Raw genomic sequence first — 18,545 nt, forward strand, 5'->3', positions numbered from 1 at the left:
TACAATGGTTTTTTCAAGTAGTGGGTTTATTGTTTATTATTTGATATAATTATCAGTGGAGGTATTGGCATGGATAGGGATAGAATAGTAGACATTTCGATACAACTTAATATTGATCTGATAGGATTCACACACACAGGTCCACTTGACAGAATCCGTAAGCAGCTTGAATGCAGATTAAAGGAAGAAAGGATCACAGAATTTGAGGAAAGGGATGTGGAGTTAAGAGTTGAGCCAAGGCTTACAATGGAGGAATGCAAATCCATTATAGTGATTGCACTTTCTTATAATAAAGAAAATGATTATAGGAAAGAAGCAAGTGTAAAGGGGAGCCTGTCCAAATCTTCATGGGGTAGAGATTATCATTTTGTTATTAAGGAGAAGATGGAAGCCCTAGTGAAGGAAATGAAAAAGGAGCATGATTTCAATCATATTTCCCATTGTGATACTGGTCCTCTTGTGGACAGGGAGGTCGCCAACAGGGCAGGTATCGGATATTATGGAAAAAACTGCAGCATTATAAATCCAGAATTTGGTTCATTTATTTTTATTGGATATATACTGACTGACCTTGAAATTGGAGCCCGAGAAGATAGATTGGAGAGCCTTTGCGGTGACTGCACATTATGCATGGATGCTTGTCCAACCGGTGCACTGGAAGGACCAGGTATCCTTAATCCAAAGAAGTGCATCTCCTACCTGACCCAGACCAAGGATTTAATACCTGAGGATTTATCTGCTAGAATGGGTATAAAAATATATGGATGTGACACATGTCAGGTTGTATGCCCAAAAAATGAAAAGGTTCGCTTGTCATCACATGGAGATTTCGATCCTGTGAAGACGGGAGGGATTGTAGACATTGAGGAACTGGTGCACATGTCAAAAAAGCAGTTCCAGGAAAAGTATGGGGATATGGCTGGAAGCTGGAGGGGAAAAACAGTACTACTGAGAAATTCCGTCTTAGCTCTCGAAAACATGGGTGCACATCTCCATGTGGATCTGATTAGGACCTTGCATAAAAAGAATATTGATTTATTGAAACCTTACACTTCAAGGATATTGAAAGATATGGTAAAATAGCTAATGTTGATTTTCAACTAAGAATTATTTAAACCTTTAAGGAGGGATTATAGTGTCAAATGTACATGAACTGGGATTTCTGAAGGAGAAAATTCAGGAGCTCAAGGATGAAGGAGTATACAGGAAGCTGCCGGTGATGGGTTCTGCAAGTGATGCAGAGGTTGAGCTTAATGGCAGAAAGGTGATAAACCTTTCATCAAACAATTATTTGGGATTTGCCAACAACCCCAGAATGAAGAAAGCCGCAATTGAAGCGGTTGAAAAATATGGAGTAGGTTCAGGTGCTGTGCGTACTATCATTGGGAACATGGATATTCATGAAAAGCTGGAGGAGACCCTTGCCAAATTTAAAAGGGAAGAAGCAGCATTTATCTATCAGTCCGGCTTTAACTGTAATGCAGGGACCATTCAGGCTATAACCGAAGCAGGGGATATTATAATTTCAGATGAGCTTAATCATGCTTCAATAATCGATGGTGCAAGACTTTCCAAGGCTTCAAAAACAATATACAAACACTCAGATATGGAAAGTCTGGAGGCTGTCCTAAAGGAAAACAAGGACAAATACAGAAATATGCTGATAATTACCGATGGTGTATTCAGCATGGATGGAGATATTGCAAAGCTTCCTGAAATAGTTGAACTGGCAGAAAAGTATGGTGCCATGACCTATGTGGATGATGCCCACGGATCAGGAGTCCTTGGAGAAAGTGGAAGGGGGACGGTTGACCACTTTGGGCTTCATGGGAGGATTGACTTCACAATAGGAACACTTTCCAAGGCTATTGGAGTAATTGGAGGATATGTGGCAGGGTCCAGGACAATGTATGAATGGTTAAGCCACAGGGCGAGACCTGTTCTTTTCTCAACGTCGCTTCCTCCTGCCGCGGTGGGTGCTATAACAGAGGCCATTAACATGCTTATGGAGTCTACGGAATATACGGACAGACTATGGGACAATGCAGCATATTTCAAGGAAAAGATGGGCTCACTTGGATTTGACACCGGTCACAGTGAAACCCCAATAACACCTGTTATCATAGGGGATGAGGCCAAGACAATGGAGTTTAGCAAAAGACTTCTTGAAAAAGGCGTGTTTGTATCAGGCATTGTTTTCCCAACAGTTCCAAAGGGAACAGGAAGACTTAGATGCATGGTAACGGCAGCCCATTCCAGGGTTCAGCTTGATAAGGCAGTTGAAGCCTTCAAGCAGGTTGGAGAAGAGATGGGAATATTATAGTTGTATTGATAAAGAGGGGGTACCCCCTCTTTTCTTTATACGCAAAATAGTATAATATGATATTAACAAATTGCAAGAGGTGGAGCTATGATAATAGGAGCATGCTCAATTGAACTTCACATATTTGAAGTACATTCACTTAAGGAAAAAAGGCACGTGATAAAGAGTATTCTAGGCAGACTCCAATCCAGATTCAACATCTCAGTTGCCGAGGTGGACAAGTTTGATGTTTGGCAGTCTTCGGTAATTGGAATTGCCTGTGTATCCAATGAGGCAACGCATGTCAGAAGCATGATCAGCAGCGTTATGAATTTCGTGGATGCTGACGGAAGAGTGGAAATAACAAATCACGAGATTGAAATACTATAGGAGACAGACATGAGAAAAAGATTGACAAAAAAAGAGAAACTGCAGGTTCTGGATATTTTGGAAGAGCTTTATCCAAATGCCAGAGCTGAGCTTAACTTCAGAAATCCCTTCGAGCTTTTGATTGCAACTATCCTTTCAGCACAGTGTACGGATGTTAGGGTAAACAAGGTTACAGAAAAAATGTTTGTGGAGTTGAAAGCTCCAATGGACTATATTGCTTTGGGGGAGGAAGCCCTGGAAGGGAAAATAAGAAGCTGCGGACTTTCAAAGTCAAAGAGCAAGAATATTATAGGGGCCTGTGAAAAAATAGTTTCATTATATGACGGAAAGGTTCCTGGGACAATAGAGGACCTTATGACGCTACCAGGAGTTGGCAGGAAAACTGCAAATGTGGTGGCCAGCAATGCCTTTGGAATACCAGCCATAGCAGTTGACACCCATGTCTTTAGAGTTTCCAATCGCATTGGCCTGGCTGCTTCAAAAAACGTAGAGGGCACAGAGGAAGACCTTATGAAGGCTATACCTAAAGATAGGTGGACTAGGGCACATCATCAGCTGATCTTCCATGGAAGAAGAGTATGCAAGGCTAGAAAGCCTATTTGCGAGGAGTGTCAAATAAGCGCTTGTTGTCTTTACTATATAAATGGGGTGGGAAAATGAAAAAGGGTGGTATCATTGCAATTGTAATAGTACTTCTTCTAACCTTAACTGGAATGGGAAGCTACTATTACCTTGACAGCCATGTAGCAGGGGATACTTTTTATGAGGGTATCATAATCGATGGACAGAAAATGGGCGGCTTGACCCTTGGGGAAGGGATCCTTCTCCTCACGGAGTCAAGGGAGGAAGAGCTTGAAAAGACAATTGAGATAAATGTTGATGGTATGGATGGATACTCAACCAAAGTGTCACTAAGGGACCTCCAATTGGAATACAACATCCAGGAGATTGCAACCGAAGCATTTCAGATTGGTAGGTCTGGAAACATCCTGGAGAGATATACAGAGATCCGTAATCTTGAAAAAAATCCCGTAAGCTTCAACCTTGAGCACAGCTTCAAGGTGGATCATCTGGAAGATGTTCTTGAAGAAATTGCTGTCATAGTTGAAAAGGCGCCAATTGACGCCCAGTTCAGCTTTGAGGATGGAGAAATGGTAATTACTGAAGCTGCTGAAGGAATAATGCTGGATAGGGAGTCGTTTTTAAAGAACATTTCCAATATGGGAGATGATATTCTTAAAGCAGAACATTTGGCAATTCCACTGAAGATTATTCAACCAGAGGTGGGGGAGGATTACTACTCAAAGATCAATGGAATTATTGGAGAATTTTCAACGAGCTTTGCAGGAAGTTCAGCTGGAAGGATCCACAACATTCGTTTGTCAGCTGAATCCTTTGATGGAATGGTAGTTATGCCTGGACAGGTGGTCTCCTACAATAAAACCACCGGACCTAGACAGGCAAGCCTTGGTTACAGGGAAGCTCCTGTAATTGAAAACGGTGAATTGATACCAGGGATGGGAGGCGGAGTATGTCAGACATCCACAACACTATACAATGCATTGCTGCTGGCTGATATGACCATTTTGGAGAGAAGCCCCCACTCAATACCACCGGCATACGTTCCAAGAGGTACAGATGCAGCTGTTGCAACTGGCTATCTCGATCTTGTATTCAGAAATGATTTTGACTACCCGGTGTTGATTGATAGTAAGGTAGAAGGTACAAGGGTGTACTTCCAAGTTTATGGAGACAAGGAAAACAGAGATTACACCGTAAGGATTACAACCAACCAAATTTCAACTATACCCTATAAGGTTCACGAAAATCTGGACAATACATTGCAACCGGGTGCCAGGGAGCTTGTGCAGGAGGGAAGAAACGGCTACAAGGTGAACTCTTTTAAATCAATAGTTAGGAATGGAGAGATCGTAAGCACTGAGCAGATTTCATATGATTACTACAGGGAAAGGGGCTTTATATACAAGGTAGGCCCAGACCCGGTAATAGAACAGCAAATTCCTGATATTGATGCTGATACCCCTGGGGAGGATCCTGGCAATGTAGAGGAGCCGAGTCAATTGCAAGAGCCCCAGCAGAACCGGGAGCAGGAAGACGGCTCTGATTCCCAGCAAAATGAAGAGTCGGATACATGGACGGAGAATGCAGGTTGATTTAGTTACCTGGTTCTGATATCATATATGAAGATAATCAATTAATATTTGTAACAGGTATCTCACATTTGAGATTTAATAGGGAAAGTGGTGCAAATCCACTACAGCCCCCGCTACTGTAAACGGGAACGAAATCAGCAATAAGCCACTGGGAAACCGGGAAGGCGCTGAATTGAGGATGAACCGTAAGTCAGGATATCTGCCTGTGACATTTGCTAGTGCTTTACCTCGGAGGGAGGGATGTATGTATTTTGCCAAAACAGCCCATCTCCTGATGGGCTTAACTTATGTAAAAAAAAGGAGAGATGAATCGTGAAAAAAGGGATAGTGCTATTACTTATTATGATGCTTACGGTGGGACTTTTGGCAGGCTGCAGCACAGAGACAGAAACTGTCCAGCCAGAGGAACAGTCTGGGGCTGTAGATGGAAATGCTGAGGAGACAATGGATGATTTTGGAAATACAATCATCTTTGATAATCCACCACAAAGGATTATTTCACTTGCGCCCAGCAACACTGAAATACTGTTCGCAATAGGAGCAGGAGACAAGGTTGTGGGAGTAACAAGCTATGATGACTATCCGGAAGATGTTCTGGATATTGAAAAAATAGGCGATTTCAATGGTATCAATCTTGAGAGAATAATTGAGCTTGAGCCTGACCTTGTCATTAATTATGGTGATGGAGTAACGGAAGAGAATGAAAGACTCCTTGAAGCAGGAATTCAGATTGCTGGATTTGAGCCTGAGAGTATAGAGGAGATTAGGGACACTATTCTAAGGATTGGAGAAATGACAGGACATAAGCAGGAGGCTCTGGAGCTTGTGGATGAAATGGCATCAAAGGAAGAAGAAATACTGGAAAGTATTGAAGGTCTTGAAAAGAAGACTGTTTTCTATGAAATCTGGCATGAGCCACTTATGGCAGCTGGACCTGGTTCCTTTATAGACCAGCTTATCAGCCTGGCAGGCGGAGAAAATGTTGCTAATGATGCTGAGGGAGAGTATCCCCAATATGACCTGGAGCAACTGATTGAAAGGAATCCGGAAGTTTATTTAACTGCAAACGACCTACCTGAGAAAACAGTTGATTCCATAAAGGAAAGACCAGGATACAGTGAAATAGATGCCATCAAGAATGGTAGGGTGTACCTAATAGACGGGAATGTTATTTCAAGGCCGGGACCGAGAATAATCCAGGCTCTTGAGTTGATTGTGGAAGCCATACATCCAGAATTGAAAAATTAAGGCTGTGATTAGAATGAAGGATAATATCCGGATCAGGTCATACGGATTCACCATGCTGGTGCTGGTAGTTCTATTGATATTGATGGTTGGAATAACTGCAACCATTGGATCTGCAAGCATAAGTACAATTGATGTGTACAGGGTTGTAGCATCAAAGATACCAGTTCTTGGAGAGCTGGTCGATTCCAATTCAATAACACCTTCCCAGCATTCAATCATATGGAGCGTTAGACTTCCAAGGCTATTGTTAGGTGTGATTGTGGGAGCCGGACTTTCCATATCTGGAGCTTCCTTTCAGGGTCTACTTAAGAATCCCATGGCAGATCCCTATATTTTGGGGATTTCCTCAGGTGCGGCACTTGGTGCTGCAATTGCAATTATTCTTAAGCTTGAAGCGGCTTTCCTGGGATTTTCAGGTATCTCAATCTTGGCTTTTGTTGGGGCTTTGATTGCAGTGACCCTGGTGTACAACATCGGAAGAATCAGAAGCCAGGTGCCTGTAACCACCCTGCTTCTGGCAGGCGTAGCTGTAGGCCAGTTCCTGACTGCAATAACATCTCTTCTGATGGTAATCTACAACAGGGATATGACAAAAATCATCTACTGGACATTGGGTAGCCTAGCAGGCAAGGGATGGAATCCAATAACTACTATGTCAGTTCCGATAATAGCTGCCATGGTTATTCTGCTGTTTTTTTCAAGGGACATCAACATAATGCTTACAGGTGAAGAATCTGCTAAAAGTCTTGGTGTAAATGTTGAAAGGATAAAGGTATATATTCTCCTTCTTGGGACCTTCATTACTTCAATGGCAGTATCAATTAGCGGAATAATAGGCTTTGTAGGTCTAATAATTCCACATATAGTTCGACTGATCGTCGGACCTGACCATAGAATACTTCTTCCAGCATCTGCAGTAGTGGGAAGCATATTTATGGTTTTCACGGATACAATAGCGAGAACTGTTATCTCCCCAATGGAAATACCAGTGGGAATCATAACAGCAATATTTGGAGGACCCTTCTTTATTTATCTTTTAAGAAGCAAGAAGAAGGCTCTCTAATTGATAAGGTAGTGATATGATGAACTCAGTCAGTGCAAAGAACATAGTGTTTGGATACACAGCAACTCCAGTTATAAGAGATGTCAGCTTTCAGGTGGACAAAGGGGAGTTCATAAGTATTTTAGGACCAAACGGATCTGGAAAATCCACTCTTTTAAAAACCATCAACGGTCTTTACATACCATCATCGGGAAGAATTGAATTGATGGGTGAAAATATCGAAAAGTACAAGCGGAGGGACATTGCCAGAAAAATTTCCTTGGTTCCACAGGATACAAGTCTTCAGTTTGATTTTACTGTGGAGGAAGTTGTTACCATGGGAAGGCATCCATTTAAAGGAAGGTTTGAAAAAGAGGATGAAAGGGATCGAAAGCTTATCTATGAAGCCATGGAAATGACCAACACCTTTGATATCAGGGAAAGGCTCATAACTGAAATCTCAGGAGGAGAAAGGCAAAGGGTCTTTATTGCAAAGGCACTGGCACAGAATACAGAGATAATTCTTCTGGATGAGCCAACATCACATCTGGATATAAACCATCAGATTGATATCCTCAATCTCCTGAGAAGGATGAACCAGGAGAAGGGAATAACCATCATATTGGTGATTCACGACATAAACCTTGCCACCAGGTATTCTGACAGGATTTTGCTTCTGAAAAAGGGAGGCATAATCGCTCAAGGAACTCCCGAGGATGTAATAACCACAGAAAACATTCTAAATGCCTATGGAATGAGGGCTGCGGTGGAAAGAAACAGATACACAGGACATATCTCAGTTATTCCACTGGAGGTAAACAAACGAATACGTAGCGAGTTGAATATAAGAGTTCATGTAATATCTGGGGGTGGCTCAGGCCAGGATCTGGTTAATGTGCTTTACCATAGGGGATACCAACTAAGTATGGGGGTACTTAATGCAGGAGACACAGATTGGCAGTATGCAAAGAGCCTAAAGGTTCAAATAGCCGAGGAAAAGCCGTTTTCAGGTATTTCCGACAGGGCGGAAAAGAAGAACCGGGAGATGCTTGCAGAAGCAGACCTTGTGATAATGACCAATGTACCCATAGGAAGTGGAAATCTAAGAAATCTGAAAATGGCCTCAGAGTTCCTGGAGAATGGTAAAAAGGTCTACTATCTAAGAGACAAAGAATATGATGAGTTCGATTACACAGGTGGTGAAGCGACTTTTATCTTAGAGCAAATGGTTAAGAATGGACTGTGTTCTGTGGACTCAATGGAGCAGCTGTTAAGGGGAATTTCATAAGAGTGACAAGGGGTCGGGGTATATTCACCTGGACCCTTTCTTCTTTTATTTTCTCAATCTGTATGGTATATTATTTGTGATAGGAGGAATCATATGGATATAAAGCTAATCGCAATAGATATGGATGGGACTCTGCTTGATAGCAGAAATGAGCTGACCCAAAGGACAAGAACAGCAATAGAAATGGCAAAGGATAAGGATGTTGAAGTGGTTCTTGCCACGGGAAGGGTTCTAAAATCAGCTATGTACTATTCAGAAATGCTAAAGCTGGACAGTTACATTGCGGCCTGCAACGGAGCAATTATAGTTGACAACAAAGGGAAGGATATTTTCAGAAAACCCATTGACAAGAAAAAGCTTGAAAAGATTATGGAAATCGGGCATAATATGTCAGTGTATTTTCATTTTTACAACGAAGATACTTTTTTCACCAAAACCTACGTAAAGGAAATAGTAGACTATTATTCCTCGTCAAAAGGGAAGTTCACAGGCCAATCCATAGATGTCGATATATATGAGAGCGTAGAGGATATATCCAGTAGAACGAACCTCGATGTGTTTAAGTTTCTTTTTATTGACAACAATCTGGATAAACTGCAACTGCTCAGGGAAAAGCTCCATTCTGTAGAGGGAATTTCTATATCAAAGAGCTGGACTAACAATCTTGAGGTAATGGAGGAAGGAATATCAAAAGGTAGAAGTCTGGAACATCTCTGCCAACTGATGGACATACCTCTGGAGAACACAATGGCCATAGGTGACAATGAAAATGATCTGTCAATGCTTTCCGTAGCAGGACTAAGTGTAGGAATGGGAAATGGTGCAAGAGCGGTTCTGGAAAGAGTTGACCACATCACAGAGGATAACGACCATGATGGGGTTGCCAAGGCAATTGAAAGGTTTGTTCTTTGATTATGATAAATGGAGGTAGAAAATGGCTTTAAATATCGTTCTTGTGGAGCCTGAGATTCCACACAATACAGGTAGCATTGCCAGGACCTGTGCATTGACGGGAACAGTGCTGCATCTTGTTAGACCACTGGGATTTTCAATAAATGATAGGCATCTTAAAAGGGCGGGACTCGATTATTGGCCACTGGTGCAGCTGAAATATTATGATAGCCTCCAGGAGGTTTTTGACAATAATCCTGATGGGGATTTTTATTTTGCAACCACCAAGGCAGAGAAGAATTATGCCCAATTCAGTTACAGGGACAATTCCTTTTTTGTGTTTGGAAAGGAAACAAAGGGCCTTCCCGAGAGTCTGGTCAGAGACAATATTGAGACGGCAATCAGGATACCTATGAAGAAAAACATAGCAAGATCTCTCAATCTTTCAAACTCAGCAAATATTATTATCTATGAAGCATTAAGGCAGCTGGACTTTCCAGAGCTTAAATGATATATTTTCAATGTTATGCAATTATTGAATTCTATTCTTAAAATCTAAGGGGACAAAGGGGGAAACAAAAATGGATACGGCTCTTCCGGTACTAGGTGGTTTGGGATTGTTTCTTTTTGGAATGAACACCATGGGTGACGGTCTTGAGAAGGCTGCAGGAAACAAGCTAAAAAAGATGATAGAACGACTGACCAGAAACCGCTTGATGGCAGTATTGGTAGGTATTGTTGTTACAATAGCTGTGCAAAGCAGTAGTGCCACCACAGTAATGGTAATAGGTTTTGTTAATGCTGGACTGATGACACTGCCTCAGGCTGTTGGAATAATAATGGGTGCAAACCTGGGAACCACAGTCACTGCTCAGCTTGTTGCATTTAAGCTGACAGAGGTCGCACCTTTGGCGGTTGCCATAGGGGTTGCCATCTGGATAGGTGCAAAAAACAAGAAGGCAAAAACCTACTCAGAAATACTTATAGGTTTTGGTATACTGTTTATTGGTATGGATATGATGGGTGATGGACTTAAACCCTTGGCCGACCTTCCAGCCTTTACAAATGTAATGGTTAGCCTTAACAATCCGTTTCTTGGAATGCTTGTGGGTCTTGGACTTACAACAATAGTGCAGAGTAGCTCCGCTTCAATAGGACTATTGCAGGCTCTTGCAGGGGAAGGTCTGATTTCAATGAACCTGGCATTCCCAATACTTTTTGGGGGAAACATCGGAACCACAACTACCGCCATGATATCAAGTATCGGTGCCAACAAGACTGCCAAAAGAGCAGCAGTCATTCACTTCTTGTTCAATCTTGCGGGAACTATAATGTTTATGACCATATTCAGGTATCCCATAGAGTGGCTGGTAACCTATATTTCACCAAATGATGTCCAAAGGCAGATTGCAAATGCCCATACATCCTTTAACCTGATTAACCTTGTAGTTCAATTCCCATTTGCACTTCTTTTGGTAAAGGCTGCAGAGAAGTTGGTACCTGGTGTGGATGAGGAGGAGATTACTGAATCCAAGTTCCTGGATAAACGTATAATTGAGACACCTTCCATTGCTCTTGGTCAGGCGACCAGAGAGGCACTGAGAATGGGGGATCTCGTCCTTGAGAATCTTGCAGCGGCAAGAACTGTGATGTTAGAGGACAAAATAGAATTGATAGATTCAATTTTAGAGCGGGAAAGGGTTATAAATAGAATACAAAGGGAAATTACCGATTACCTCGTGAGGCTTTCCAATGCATCCCTTTCAGACGAGCAGCACGCTGATGTCAATGCAATGCTCTACATCATTGGGGACATTGAAAGGGTTGGAGACCATATCGAGAACTTAAGTGAGCTGGCACAGTACAAGTCAGACAACAATCTCTACTTTACACCTCAGGCTGTGGAGGAAATGGATGAGATGTATAACTTGTGTACAGAGGTCTTCCAATCAGCTTTAACCTCATACAAGGACACTGACGAAGCCTTGGCAAGACAAGTTCTGATTCTTGAGGATGAGGTTGACAGGCTTGAAAGACAGAATAGAACCAACCACATAGACAGACTAAATAAGATGATGTGCAGTACAGGAGCTGGAATTGTGTTCCTGGATGGCATCAGCAACCTTGAAAGAATTTCCGATCACTCAAGGAATATCGCAATGTATGTGCTGGATAAATTTAAGGAATAATGTTTATAAATAAAATGTAAATTAGCTATTGATTAGTATAAGTAAATACAGTATAATGAGCTTGTCAGAGTTGTTAAAAACGTAACGAAATAATTAGGAAAATTCTGAACATTTCTGGATGATAGTAGCGGGAGAGACCACAATTGTGGCGCCGAAGGAGTAATTAACAGAGCTAGCCCCTCTGTTGCGAACCTCTCAGGCAACAGGACCGCTGCCGGACAGAACTCTGGAAAGCGTCGTTTACACCGAAGGAGCAATTCCGTTTCTGGAAAATGGAAGAATCTCTCAGGTCAATAAACAGAGTAAGTAGGCAAGGTCTATTTATTCTGTTTTTTTTTTAGCAGAATTATAGAAAGTTTTATACCTAACGATATTTTGAAAAAGGAGGGAAATGGATGATTTATGATGTAGTGATTATTGGAGCTGGTCCAGCTGGACTTTCTGCAGGTTTGTATGCAGCAAGAGCCAGAATGAGCACCCTGATAATCGAGAAGGAAGCAGCGGGAGGACAGATTGCCACTACAGATGAGGTTGCAAACTATCCTGGATCAGTGGAAGATGCCACCGGGCCATCCCTTGTAGCCAGGATGGTTGAACAGGCTGAAGGATTTGGAGCAAAAAGGGTTTCTGACACAATTGAAAGTGTTGATGTTACGGGTAAAATCAAGATCCTCAAGGGTGAAAAGGAAGAATACCAGGCCAAGACTGTAATTGTGGCAACTGGGGCTGTACCAAAGCATATAGGGTGCCCAGGTGAGAAGGAGCTTACAGGCAGAGGAGTTTCATATTGTGCAACCTGTGACGGGGCATTCTTTGAAGATCTGGAAGTATTTGTTGTAGGTGGAGGCGACTCTGCTGTTGAGGAGGCAATGTACCTTACAAAGTTTGCCAGAAAGGTTACAATTGTCCACAGAAGAGATCAGCTAAGGGCTGCAAAGTCAATTCAGGAAAAGGCATTCAAGAACGAAAAGATCGAATACCTGTGGGATTCTGTGATTACTGAGCTTAAGGGCGATGGACTACTTGAATCCATGGTTGTAAAGAACGTCAAAACAGGCGAGGAAAAAGAAGTCTTTGCTGATGAGGATGACGGAACCTTTGGTGTATTTGTATTCATTGGATATGATCCGGCAAATAAACTTTTTGAAGGTCTCGTCCAAATGGAGAATGGGTATATAGTTACTGATGATAATATGGCCACAAACATTCCTGGAGTCTTTGCAGCAGGAGACAATAGGGTAAAGTCATTGAGACAGGTGGTAACTGCCACAGCGGATGGTGCAATAGCAGCAACCCAGGCAGAGAAGTATATAGAAAATAACTTCGAAGAATAGGGGGAAATACTATGATCGAATTAAACAAAGAGAATTTTGAGCAAGAGGTACTAAATGCAGAGGGCACGGTTCTTGTTGATTTCTGGAGTCCTTCATGCGAGCCTTGCAAGGCACTAATGCCTCATGTTCACGAGCTTGAGGAAGGATTTGGAGACAAGATCAAATTCACTTCACTTGACATAACAAAAGCCAGAAGAGTTGCAATAGGACAAAAGGTACTAGGACTTCCAGTAATAGCAATCTATCAGAATGGCGAAAGAGTGGACGGAGTTGTGGGCGATGAAGCTACAACCAAATCTGTTAAGGAGCTTGTAGAAAAATACAGCTAGCCCCAAGAGTTAAAGGATTTACACTAAGATAGCAACCAATATTTTGAGGAGGTGAAGCAAATGCGTCTTGAGTTAGGAAAGATACTAATTAAAGATGTAGTATTCGGCGATTCAACCAAGCTTGAGAATGGAGTTCTTACAATAAACAAATCAGAGTTGATTGATCTTGTTATGGAGGATGAACACATTAAATCAGTTGATGTTGATATTGCCAAACCAGGTGAGAGTGTAAGAATCACACCTGTTAAGGACGTAGTTGAACCAAGGGTTAAGGTTGAAGGACCTGGAGGGGTATTCCCAGGAGTGCTTTCAAAGGTCGACGTTGTAGGTTCTGGGAAGACCAATGTGCTGAAGGGCTGTTCAGTTATGACAACCGGTAAGATTGTTGGATTCCAGGAAGGTATCGTTGATATGTGTGGACCTGGTGCTGATTATACTCCGTTTTCAAAGTTGATCAACATTGTAGTAAATTGTGAGCCTGTTGATGGTCTTAAGCAGCATGACCATGAAAAGGCAGTAAGATTTGCAGGCTTCAAGTCAGCGGCATATATAGCTGAAACTGCAAAATCATTGACCCCAGATGAAGTTGAAGTTTTTGAAACTGACACTTTTGTAGATGGAATGAAAAAATATCCTAATCTTCCTAAGGTTGGATACGTCCACATGCTTCAGACACAAGGACTACTTCATGACACCTATGTATATGGAGTGGATGCAAAGCAGATTGTACCGACAATTCTTTATCCTACAGAAATCATGGATGGGGCAATTGTAAGTGGAAACTGCGTATCTGCATGTGACAAAAACACAACCTATCATCATCTGAACAATCCAGTTGTCCATGACCTGATGGCAGCACACGGAAAAGAGATCAATTATGTTGGAAACATAATCACCAACGAAAATGTCTACCTTGCAGACAAGGAGAGATCATCAAACTGGACAGCGAAATTGGCTGAATACCTTAACCTTGATGGAGTGGTAATATCACAGGAAGGATTCGGCAACCCAGACACTGACCTTATCATGAACTGTAAGAAGATAGAAGCAAAGGACATCAAGACGGTAATAATCACTGATGAGTACGCTGGAAGAGATGGTGCCAGCCAGTCACTTGCTGATGCTGACAAGTCAGCAGATGCAGTGGTTACAGGCGGAAATGCAAATGAAGTAATAACCCTTCCAAAAATGGACAAGGTCATTGGTACACTAGCATACACTGATATAATTGCAGGCGGATTCGATGGAAGTTTGGCGGACGATGGAACAATCACAGTTGAGATTCAGGCCATCACAGGTGCTACAAACGAAATGGGATTCAACAAGATGTCAGCAAAAGGATTTTAGGAATATAAATCAGGTATAAAAATAGAATAAAAAAATAAAGGAAAGGATGTGGCAAGATGTCAATATTTAACGAGAACTCAAAAGTAATCGTAATTGGCGATAGAGACGGTATTCCAGGGCCAGCCATGGAAGAATGCATAAAGACCACACCTGCAGAGGTAGTATTTTCAGCGACAGAATGTTTCGTCTGAACGGCTGCAGGAGCAATGGATCTTGAGAATCAAAAGAGGGTAAAAGACCTGACTGAGAAATACGGAGCGGAGAACGTTGTAGTATTGATCGGTGGAGCAGAAGCTGAATCAGCAGGATTGGCTGCAGAGACAGTAACAGCAGGAGACCCTACATTCGCAGGACCATTGGCGGGAGTTCCGTTGGGACTTAAAGTATACCACGCAGTAGAGCCAGAATTTAAGGAATCAGTAGACGCAGATGTATATGATGACCAAATCGGCATGATGGAAATGGTGCTTGATGTGGATGCTATAGTAGAAGAAGTTGCATCAATGAGAAAAGAGCACGGCAAATACTAAAAACAAGAACAATAGAATAAAAAACAAAGGAAAGGATGTGGCAAGATGTCAATATTTAACGAGAACTCAAAAGTAATCGTAATTGGCGATAGAGACGGTATTCCAGGGCCAGCCATGGAAGAATGCATAAAGACCACACCTGCAGAGGTAGTATTTTCAGCGACAGAATGTTTCGTCTGAACGGCTGCAGGAGCAATGGATCTTGAGAATCAAAAGAGGGTAAAAGACCTGACTGAGAAATACGGAGCGGAGAACGTTGTAGTATTGATCGGTGGAGCAGAAGCTGAATCAGCAGGATTGGCTGCAGAGACAGTAACAGCAGGAGACCCTACATTCGCAGGACCATTGGCGGGAGTTCCGTTGGGACTTAAAGTATACCACGCAGTAGAGCCAGAATTTAAGGAATCAGTAGACGCAGATGTATATGATGACCAAATCGGCATGATGGAAATGGTGCTTGATGTGGATGCTATAGTAGAAGAAGTTGCATCAATGAGAAAAGAGCATGGCAAATACTAAACTCCTTAAGAATAGAGGAGAGGAGGGAATATTATGGCGAAAATAAGAATTGTACACTATATAAACCAATTCTTCGCTGGTATTGGTGGTGAAGAAAAGGCTGACATCAAGCCAGAGGTAAGAGAAGGCGCTGTAGGACCTGGAATGGCAATACAGGCTGGATTTGGTGGAGAGGCTGAGATCGTAGCCACAGTAATCTGTGGAGACAGCTATTTTGGTGAAAATATCGATGCCGCCAAGGAAGAGGTTCTTGAAATGGTAAAGGGATATAGCCCTGACCTGTTTATTGCAGGACCCGCATTTAACGCAGGAAGATATGGTGTTGCATGTGGAACAATCACCGAAGCAGTGCAAAGCGAACTGAATATTCCTGCTCTTACAGGTATGTATATTGAGAATCCTGGAGCAGATATGTACAAGAAAGCTGTATATGTTGTTGAGACCAAGAACAGTGCAGCTGGTATGAAGGATGCAGTTGCAAAAATGGTTCCTCTTGCCAAGAAACTTCTAAATGGTGAGGAAATTGGATCACCTTCAGAGGAAGGCTACATTGAAAGAGGAATAAGAAAGAACTACTTCACTGAAAAGAGAGGCTCTGAAAGAGCTGTTGACATGCTTCTTAAGAAGTTGAAGGGCGAGGCGTTCACCACTGAATATCCAATGCCTGATTTTGACAGAGTTGATCCTAATCCTGCAATAAAGGATATTACAAAGGCTAAGATTGCCCTTGTAACATCTGGTGGAATTGTACCAAAGGGAAATCCAGATCACATAGAGTCATCTTCAGCTTCAAAATATGGAAAGTATGACATTGACGGAGTTATGGACCTGACAGCTGAGACCCATGAGACAGCCCATGGTGGATTTGACCCTGTTTACTGTAATGAAGACTCAGACAGAGTACTACCTGTGGATGTTCTTAGAGACCTTGAAAAAGAAGGTAAAATTGGAGAGCTTCATAGATATTTCTACTCAACGACTGGAAATGGTACTGCAGTTGGAAGCTCAAAGAAATTTGCAGAAGAGTTCAGCAAGGAATTGATTGCTGACGGAGTTGATGCGGTTATCCTTACCTCAACCTGAGGCACCTGTACACGTTGCGGTGCAACGATGGTTAAGGAAATTGAGCGAGCAGGTATTCCTGTAGTTCACATATGTACTGTAGTTCCAATATCCCTTACAGTAGGAGCAAACAGAATAGTTCCTGCAATTGCAATTCCTCATCCACTGGGAAATCCTTCATTGGACAAGGAAGAGGAAAAAGCATTAAGAAGAAAAATTGTTGAAAAATCTCTAGTGGCTCTTGAAACAGAGGTTACTGAGCAGACGGTATTTGATAAATAATAATTGATTGCAAATGGGTGATAGTTGATGCTACACCCATTTGTAAAACCTATTTTCAATGGAGGTGACTCGTTTGAGTTATTCAGTAGTAAAAGGAACAAGTTATGTACTTGTGCATGCACCAGATATGGTACTTCACAATGGAACCACACAGACAACTGAGAAGCATCTGAATCCAAATTCAGAGTATCTTAAAAATTTACCAAAGAGCCTAAGGAGTTTTGATGAGGCCGTAAACTATCTTCCTAACCAGGTCTATATTGGAAACAATAAACCTGCAGACCTGAGAAAAGATCCACAGCCTTGGGTTGGAAAAAATGTAGAAGGAGCATCAAAGAATGGCAAGCTTGGCGAGATAATGCCACAGGATGAGTTCATTGGACTTATCAAGATTGTTGATGCATTTGAACTTGTTAAGCTAAACAAGGAGTTTACTGCAGACGTAAAGAAAAAGCTTAATGACCATCCTCTTGTCAAGGATGAATTGGTGGCCAAGCTTAAGGAAGGCGAGGATATGGCCGACATCCAGAAGCTTGTTGACGAGCAGGGAGCAGAGCCCCTGTATATGAACAATGAAGTGATTGGATGCATCAAGAGAGCACATGATGTTGATATAAACCTCAATGCCCACGTAATATTTGAAAACCTTGTATCAAAGGCATCAGGAGTCCTTGCTGCACTACATCTTCTTGACAAGACAGATATCAATGCAGAGGAAATTGAGTATGTACTGGAGTGTTCAGAGGAAGCCTGCGGAGATATGAACCAGAGAGGCGGAGGCAACTTTGCCAAGGCGATTGCTGAAGTTGCTGGGCTTACAAAGGCATCAGGATCTGATGTAAGAGGCTTCTGCGCAGCACCAACCCATGCAATGATTTCAGCTGCATCAATGGTCAAGGCTGGAACCTTCAAGAATGTCCTTATTGTATCAGGCGGGTCAACTGCAAAGCTTGGAATGAACGGTAAGGACCACGTTAAGAAGGAACTGCCAATACTTGAGGATGTAATTGGAGGATTTGCAGTGCTTGTAAGTGAAAACGACGGAACCAGCCCTGTTCTTAGAACAGATCTTGTTGGAAGACATACCGTGGGTACAGGTTCATCACCACAGGCAGTAATAACTTCACTTGTAACGGAGCCACTTGACAGAGGTGGACTGAAAATCACTGATATTGACAAGTACTCAGTTGAAATGCAGAACCCAGATGTTACAAAGCCGGCAGGAGCTGGAGATGTACCAAATGCAAACTATAAAATGATTGCAGCCCTTGGTGTAAAAAGAGGGGAAATTGAGAGAACGGCACTTAATGATTTCATTGTAGAGCATGGAATGGAAGGATGGGCACCAACTCAGGGTCATATCCCTTCAGGAGTTCCCTATGTAGGCTTTGCAAAGGAGGATATTGAGGCAGGAAATATAAACAAGGCCATGATAATTGGCAAGGGAAGTCTTTTCCTGGGTAGAATGACGAACCAGTTCGATGGAGTTTCAATAGTTATGGAGAAAAATCCTGGAGTAGTGGAGGAAAGCAAAGGCGTATCTGAGCAAGAGGTCAGAGGTCTTGTAGCTGAGGCTATGAGAGATTTTGCTTCACATCTCCTTCAAGGTTAGAGGTGA

Annotated in this window: 17 protein-coding genes, 1 pseudogene and 3 riboswitches; all 18 genes and pseudogenes read left to right on the plus strand. The window is 42.2% G+C overall.

Translation table 11 applies throughout. The features are described from left to right. Positions 1-69: 69 nt before the first annotated feature. The 18 genes and pseudogenes from queG (at position 70) to grdC (ending at position 18,539) form a co-directional block, all read left to right on the plus strand. Positions 70-1,083, plus strand: a complete 1,014-nt coding sequence (gene queG / locus ACKVDP_RS05820; protein WP_409227873.1) for a tRNA epoxyqueuosine(34) reductase QueG — start codon at positions 70-72, stop codon at positions 1,081-1,083. Positions 1,084-1,135: 52 nt separating this feature from the next. Continuing rightward, a complete protein-coding gene (locus ACKVDP_RS05825; protein ID WP_409227874.1) occupies positions 1,136-2,323 on the plus strand; it encodes a glycine C-acetyltransferase in 1,188 nt (395 codons plus the stop codon). An 87-nt stretch (positions 2,324-2,410) separates the two neighbouring features. Beyond that, positions 2,411-2,692, plus strand: coding sequence for a DUF503 domain-containing protein (locus ACKVDP_RS05830; protein ID WP_409227875.1), 282 nt, complete (start codon positions 2,411-2,413; stop codon positions 2,690-2,692). A 9-nt stretch (positions 2,693-2,701) separates the two neighbouring features. Further along, positions 2,702-3,352 carry an endonuclease III gene (nth, locus tag ACKVDP_RS05835; RefSeq protein WP_409227876.1) on the plus strand — a complete coding sequence of 217 codons (651 nt, stop codon included), beginning with the start codon at positions 2,702-2,704 and terminating at the stop codon, positions 3,350-3,352. Further along, entirely contained in the window at positions 3,349-4,866 is a 1,518-nt protein-coding gene (locus ACKVDP_RS05840; RefSeq protein ID WP_409227877.1) for a VanW family protein, read from the plus strand. Before nth ends, ACKVDP_RS05840 begins: the two co-directional genes overlap by 4 nt. A 38-nt stretch (positions 4,867-4,904) precedes the next feature. After that, positions 4,905-5,087: riboswitch (cobalamin riboswitch) on the plus strand. Between the two features lie 91 nt (positions 5,088-5,178). Next, complete coding sequence (locus tag ACKVDP_RS05845) at positions 5,179-6,114, plus strand: helical backbone metal receptor (protein ID WP_409227878.1); 936 nt, start codon at positions 5,179-5,181, stop codon at positions 6,112-6,114. Between the two features lie 13 nt (positions 6,115-6,127). Further along, positions 6,128-7,177: a FecCD family ABC transporter permease gene (locus ACKVDP_RS05850; RefSeq protein ID WP_409227879.1), complete on the plus strand. Its 1,050-nt coding sequence runs from the start codon at positions 6,128-6,130 to the stop codon at positions 7,175-7,177. A gap of 19 nt (positions 7,178-7,196) precedes the next feature. Continuing rightward, a complete protein-coding gene (locus ACKVDP_RS05855) occupies positions 7,197-8,444 on the plus strand; it encodes a heme ABC transporter ATP-binding protein (protein ID WP_409227880.1) in 1,248 nt (415 codons plus the stop codon). A gap of 93 nt (positions 8,445-8,537) precedes the next feature. Beyond that, complete coding sequence (locus tag ACKVDP_RS05860; RefSeq protein WP_409227881.1) at positions 8,538-9,356, plus strand: Cof-type HAD-IIB family hydrolase; 819 nt, start codon at positions 8,538-8,540, stop codon at positions 9,354-9,356. A gap of 22 nt (positions 9,357-9,378) precedes the next feature. Further along, the gene (locus ACKVDP_RS05865; protein ID WP_409227882.1) at positions 9,379-9,846 is read left to right on the plus strand and encodes a tRNA (cytidine(34)-2'-O)-methyltransferase; all 468 of its coding nucleotides are present in this window, start codon (positions 9,379-9,381) and stop codon (positions 9,844-9,846) included. A gap of 70 nt (positions 9,847-9,916) precedes the next feature. Then, positions 9,917-11,524 (plus strand): Na/Pi cotransporter family protein, encoded by a 1,608-nt coding sequence (locus ACKVDP_RS05870; RefSeq protein ID WP_409227883.1) that lies wholly within the window; start codon positions 9,917-9,919, stop codon positions 11,522-11,524. Between the two features lie 118 nt (positions 11,525-11,642). Then, positions 11,643-11,745: riboswitch (glycine riboswitch) on the plus strand. 2 nt (positions 11,746-11,747) lie between these two features. Next, a riboswitch (glycine riboswitch) is annotated at positions 11,748-11,828 on the plus strand. Positions 11,829-11,904: 76 nt separating this feature from the next. After that, positions 11,905-12,858, plus strand: a pseudogene (trxB, locus tag ACKVDP_RS05875) (thioredoxin-disulfide reductase); the annotation flags it as partial. An 11-nt stretch (positions 12,859-12,869) separates the two neighbouring features. Continuing rightward, positions 12,870-13,187, plus strand: coding sequence for a thioredoxin TrxA (gene trxA, locus ACKVDP_RS05880; RefSeq protein ID WP_409227884.1), 318 nt, complete (start codon positions 12,870-12,872; stop codon positions 13,185-13,187). Between the two features lie 60 nt (positions 13,188-13,247). Beyond that, on the plus strand, positions 13,248-14,534 hold the full coding sequence (locus ACKVDP_RS05885; protein ID WP_409227885.1) for a glycine/sarcosine/betaine reductase component B subunit: 1,287 nt from the start codon (positions 13,248-13,250) through the stop codon (positions 14,532-14,534). 56 nt (positions 14,535-14,590) lie between these two features. After that, on the plus strand, positions 14,591-15,064 hold the full coding sequence (grdA, locus tag ACKVDP_RS05890; RefSeq protein WP_409227886.1) for a glycine/sarcosine/betaine reductase complex selenoprotein A: 474 nt from the start codon (positions 14,591-14,593) through the stop codon (positions 15,062-15,064). 45 nt (positions 15,065-15,109) lie between these two features. Then, a complete protein-coding gene (gene grdA / locus ACKVDP_RS05895; RefSeq protein ID WP_409227886.1) occupies positions 15,110-15,583 on the plus strand; it encodes a glycine/sarcosine/betaine reductase complex selenoprotein A in 474 nt (157 codons plus the stop codon). Positions 15,584-15,616: 33 nt separating this feature from the next. Beyond that, positions 15,617-16,927 carry a glycine reductase complex selenoprotein B gene (gene grdB, locus ACKVDP_RS05900; RefSeq protein ID WP_409227887.1) on the plus strand — a complete coding sequence of 437 codons (1,311 nt, stop codon included), beginning with the start codon at positions 15,617-15,619 and terminating at the stop codon, positions 16,925-16,927. Positions 16,928-17,000: 73 nt separating this feature from the next. Then, a complete protein-coding gene (gene grdC / locus ACKVDP_RS05905) occupies positions 17,001-18,539 on the plus strand; it encodes a glycine/sarcosine/betaine reductase complex component C subunit beta (protein ID WP_409227888.1) in 1,539 nt (512 codons plus the stop codon). The last annotated feature ends 6 nt before the right edge of the window (positions 18,540-18,545 follow it).

Origin of the sequence: Gudongella ferriphila (genome assembly GCF_046224405.1) — a bacterium.
Taxonomy (GTDB): Bacteria; Bacillota; Clostridia; order Tissierellales; family Tissierellaceae; genus Gudongella.

Bases quoted from the DNA above. Each gene is read 5' to 3' on its own strand.
- ACKVDP_RS05865 (WP_409227882.1), top strand. From the start codon at position 9,379: ATGGCTTTAAATATCGTTCTTGTGGAGCCTGAGATTCCACACAATACA.
- nth (WP_409227876.1), top strand. From the start codon at position 2,702: ATGAGAAAAAGATTGACAAAAAAAGAGAAACTGCAGGTTCTGGATATT.
- ACKVDP_RS05885 (WP_409227885.1), top strand. From the start codon at position 13,248: ATGCGTCTTGAGTTAGGAAAGATACTAATTAAAGATGTAGTATTCGGC.
- ACKVDP_RS05840 (WP_409227877.1), top strand. From the start codon at position 3,349: ATGAAAAAGGGTGGTATCATTGCAATTGTAATAGTACTTCTTCTAACC.
- ACKVDP_RS05830 (WP_409227875.1), top strand. From the start codon at position 2,411: ATGATAATAGGAGCATGCTCAATTGAACTTCACATATTTGAAGTACAT.
- ACKVDP_RS05850 (WP_409227879.1), top strand. From the start codon at position 6,128: ATGAAGGATAATATCCGGATCAGGTCATACGGATTCACCATGCTGGTG.
- ACKVDP_RS05860 (WP_409227881.1), top strand. From the start codon at position 8,538: ATGGATATAAAGCTAATCGCAATAGATATGGATGGGACTCTGCTTGAT.
- ACKVDP_RS05855 (WP_409227880.1), top strand. From the start codon at position 7,197: ATGAACTCAGTCAGTGCAAAGAACATAGTGTTTGGATACACAGCAACT.
- ACKVDP_RS05870 (WP_409227883.1), top strand. From the start codon at position 9,917: ATGGATACGGCTCTTCCGGTACTAGGTGGTTTGGGATTGTTTCTTTTT.
- trxA (WP_409227884.1), top strand. From the start codon at position 12,870: ATGATCGAATTAAACAAAGAGAATTTTGAGCAAGAGGTACTAAATGCA.
- queG (WP_409227873.1), top strand. From the start codon at position 70: ATGGATAGGGATAGAATAGTAGACATTTCGATACAACTTAATATTGAT.